This window comes from Micromonospora sp. NPDC052213, from assembly GCF_040679695.1.
In the GTDB taxonomy this organism is placed as follows: Bacteria; Actinomycetota; Actinomycetes; order Mycobacteriales; family Micromonosporaceae; genus Micromonospora.
The window spans coordinates 1-3,332 of the sequence record NZ_JBFAVI010000308.1 but is presented as its reverse complement, the minus strand read 5'-3'; the positions used below and the strand labels follow the sequence as shown (position 1 = coordinate 3,332).

The following is a 3,332-nucleotide window of genomic DNA, read 5'->3' as shown; positions in this document are numbered from 1 at the left end:
ACCAAACCAAAAGGCTCGGCCAGCCCGGGGTATAAATCAAATTGGCACTGGCTTATCAAGCACCCTGTTGAGTTCTCAAAGAACAACCACACACCACTCAGGCGTCCCACATCGTGGGAACCCGCTTGGGGCAACTCCTCTACCTTACTCGGCTCACTTCACGTTGTCAACCTCGTGTCCGAGATGATCAACGTTCGGTGCTCCAGATCCACGATGACGCACGCCGTATCATGGCGGTCGTTTCTGTCGTGGGAGCCGCAGACCGGCCGATCGCCGCTCTGCGGCTATCCGCCCGGCTCCTGCCGGCTTCAGCACTCTACCCGGTCAGTCTCGCGATCGCAACCCCGTGTCGGAGTGTCTTCGCACCGCCCGTTCCTCAGTCTCGCTCGGCGTCTCCGCCACGAGCCTGGTGCCCGTTGTCAGCCGGTTTGCCCGGCCTCCCGCGTGCAGAGAGAAAGTTACGCGGACTGCCCCGGGAAGGCAAATCAGCGTCTGTCACTGCGCGGCTGTCGCCGGCGGAGGCGGTCCCACATTCGTGATGGCGGCACAGGGTCCGCACGGGGCTCCGCCGTGCCAGAGTGTTCGTCATGGACGACCTCACCCGCCCCCGGCCGGCGGTGCTCGCCGAGGACGCGCTGCTCGGGCTGCTGCTGCCGTTCTGGCAGCTGGTCATCGGCGCCTTCGTGCTCTTCGTCCTCGTGGTGTCGGTGGCACGGCTGGCCCGACGGGGGCGGTCCCGGATGACGACGGCCCTCCTCGTCACGGCCGCGGCGATCGCCGGTTTCGCCGTGGTGGGCGTGCTGCTGCAGGGCTGAGGGCCTACAGGCGCCGATTCGCCAGGCTCGGCAACTCGGCACGGATGGTCCGCAGCCGGTCGAGATCGAGGTCAGCGACGGCGACACCCGGGCCGTCGGGCAACTGGGTGAGCACCGTCCCCCACGGGTCGACCACCATGCTGCGCCCGAAGCAGGTCCGGCCCGGGTCGTGGTCGCCGGTCTGCCCCGCCGCGGCGACGAAGCACTGGTTCTCGATCGCCCGCGCGCGCAGCAGCACCTCCCAGTGGTCCCGCCCGGTGTGCAGCATGAAAGCCGCCGGCACCACCAGCAACTGGGCGCCGCCGTCCGTGGCGAGCTGCCGGTACAGCTCCGGGAAGCGGAGGTCGTAGCAGATCGACAGTCCGACACGGAGCCCCTCGACGTCGACCACCACCGGCTGGTCGCCGGGGGCGACGGTGGCGGACTCCAGGTAGGAGACCCGGCCGGGGATCTCCACGTCGTACAGGTGGATCTTGCGATAGGTGGCCGCGAGCGTTCCGGAGCGGTCGAGGACCAGGGTGGTGTTCCAGGTGCGGGCCGGGTCCGGCCCGCGCTCGTGGATCGACCCGGCGATCACCCAGATGCCCAGCCGGCGCGCGACACCGGCGAAGAACTGCCCCACCTCGCCGTCCACCGGCTCCGGCTCGGGCAGGCCGGCGGCGGGGCCGAGGTAGTCGACGTACTCCGGCAGGAGGGCGACGTCCGCGCCGGCTGCGGCGGCGCGCTCCAGCAGGGCCTCGGCGGCCGCGAGGTTGGCCTTACGGTCGTCCCGGGCGTTGAGCTGGCAGACGGCGACGCGCATGGGGATCAGCGTACGACCGGACCGGGCCACGGCGCGACGGTGGCGACCGACTCCGCCCCGGTCTCGCCGCACCGGCTGCCGACGCTCACCGCCCCCTGGAAACGCCGACCGCGCCCGACCTCGACGGACGGGCGCGGTGGCGGTGGCTCAGGCCGACTTCTCCTCGCGGTCCCGCCGGGCGCGGCGGCCGGTGAACTCGCGGGGCACGATCGTCGGGTTCACGTTCTCCAGGACCACCTCGCGGGTGATCAGCACCCGCGCGGCGTCGGGGTTGCTCGGCACCTCGTACATCACGGAGAGCAGGACCTCTTCCATGATCGCGCGCAGGCCGCGGGCACCGGTGCCGCGCAGCATCGCCTGGTCGGCGATCGCCTCCAGCGCCGGCTCCTCGAACTCCAGCTCGACGCCGTCGAGCTCGAAGAGGCGCTGGTACTGCCGGACGAGGGCGTTGCGCGGCTCGGTGAGGATGCGCACCAGCGCGGTGCGGTCCAGGCTGCGCACGTTGGTGATCACCGGGAGCCGGCCGATGAACTCGGGGATCAGCCCGAACTTCAGCATGTCCTCCGGCATGACCTGGCTGAAGATGTCGTCGGTCGACCGCTCGCTGACCGACCGGAGCCGGGCGCCGAAGCCCGTGCCGCCGTGGCCCGTGCGGGCCTCGATGATCTGGTCGAGCCCGGCGAAGGCGCCGCCGCAGATGAACAGCACGTTGGTGGTGTCGATCTGGATGAACTCCTGGTGCGGGTGCTTGCGCCCGCCCTGCGGCGGCACGTTGGCCACCGTGCCTTCCAGCATCTTGAGCAGCGCCTGCTGGACACCCTCGCCGGAGACGTCCCGCGTGATCGACGGGTTCTCCGACTTGCGGGCGATCTTGTCGACCTCGTCGATGTAGATGATGCCGGTCTCGGCGCGCTTGATGTCGTAGTCCGCCGCCTGGATCAGCTTGAGGAGGATGTTCTCCACGTCCTCGCCCACGTAGCCGGCCTCGGTGAGCGCGGTGGCGTCGGCGATGGCGAACGGCACGTTCAGCATCCGCGCCAGCGTCTGCGCCAGATGGGTCTTACCGCACCCCGTCGGGCCGAGCAGCAGGATGTTGGACTTGGCCAGCTCGACGGCGTCGCTGCCGGAACCCGGCGCGCCGGCCGCATCGGCCTGGATCCGCTTGTAGTGGTTGTAGACCGCGACGGCGAGCGCCTTCTTGGCCTGGTCCTGCCCGACCACGTAGTTGTCGAGGAACTGGCAGATCTCCATCGGCTTGGGAAGCTCTTCCCACTTCACCTCGCCGGACTCGGCCAACTCCTCCTCGATGATCTCGTTGCAGAGATCGATGCACTCGTCGCAGATGTAGACCCCTGGGCCCGCGATGAGCTTCTTGACCTGCTTCTGCGACTTGCCGCAGAAGGAGCATTTCAGTAGGTCGCCGCCGTCACCGATCCGTGCCACCTACGTTCTCCCTGCACTCATCGGCCGGAGACCCGGCCCTGACCTGCGGACGGTGCGCCGCCCGCCTCGTTCACCCAGCCGGAGGACCGGCGGAGCGGTACAGACCCGACGTTACCCGCTGGCGGAGCTTTCTCCGACCCCCAAAACGGGTGTGTCAGACGGTCGGCCGGGAGTCCACCGGCGGCCGGCCCACTCTCGGCTACGACGCGGCCCGATTCCGGCCCGCTCCGGAGCAGGCTGCCAGCTACGCCGACAGCGCCGGCGAGTACGGT

The 3,332-nt window shown here is 69.5% G+C and carries 3 protein-coding genes; 1 reads left to right on the top strand and 2 read right to left on the bottom strand.

Annotation, left to right across the window (positions count from 1 at the left end):
- Positions 1–587: 587 nt before the first annotated feature.
- Positions 588–815, top strand: coding sequence for a hypothetical protein (locus tag AB0L34_RS33385; protein ID WP_350708377.1), 228 nt, complete (start codon positions 588–590; stop codon positions 813–815).
- A 4-nt stretch (positions 816–819) separates the two neighbouring features.
- On the opposite strand, the gene AB0L34_RS33380 is transcribed toward AB0L34_RS33385, so the two are convergent.
- Both AB0L34_RS33380 and clpX read right to left on the bottom strand, forming a co-directional pair.
- Positions 820–1,617 carry a carbon-nitrogen hydrolase family protein gene (locus AB0L34_RS33380; RefSeq protein ID WP_363709617.1) on the bottom strand — a complete coding sequence of 266 codons (798 nt, stop codon included), beginning with the start codon at positions 1,615–1,617 and terminating at the stop codon, positions 820–822.
- A gap of 147 nt (positions 1,618–1,764) precedes the next feature.
- A complete protein-coding gene (clpX, locus tag AB0L34_RS33375; RefSeq protein WP_350708380.1) occupies positions 1,765–3,060 on the bottom strand; it encodes an ATP-dependent Clp protease ATP-binding subunit ClpX in 1,296 nt (431 codons plus the stop codon).
- Positions 3,061–3,332: the final 272 nt, after the last annotated feature.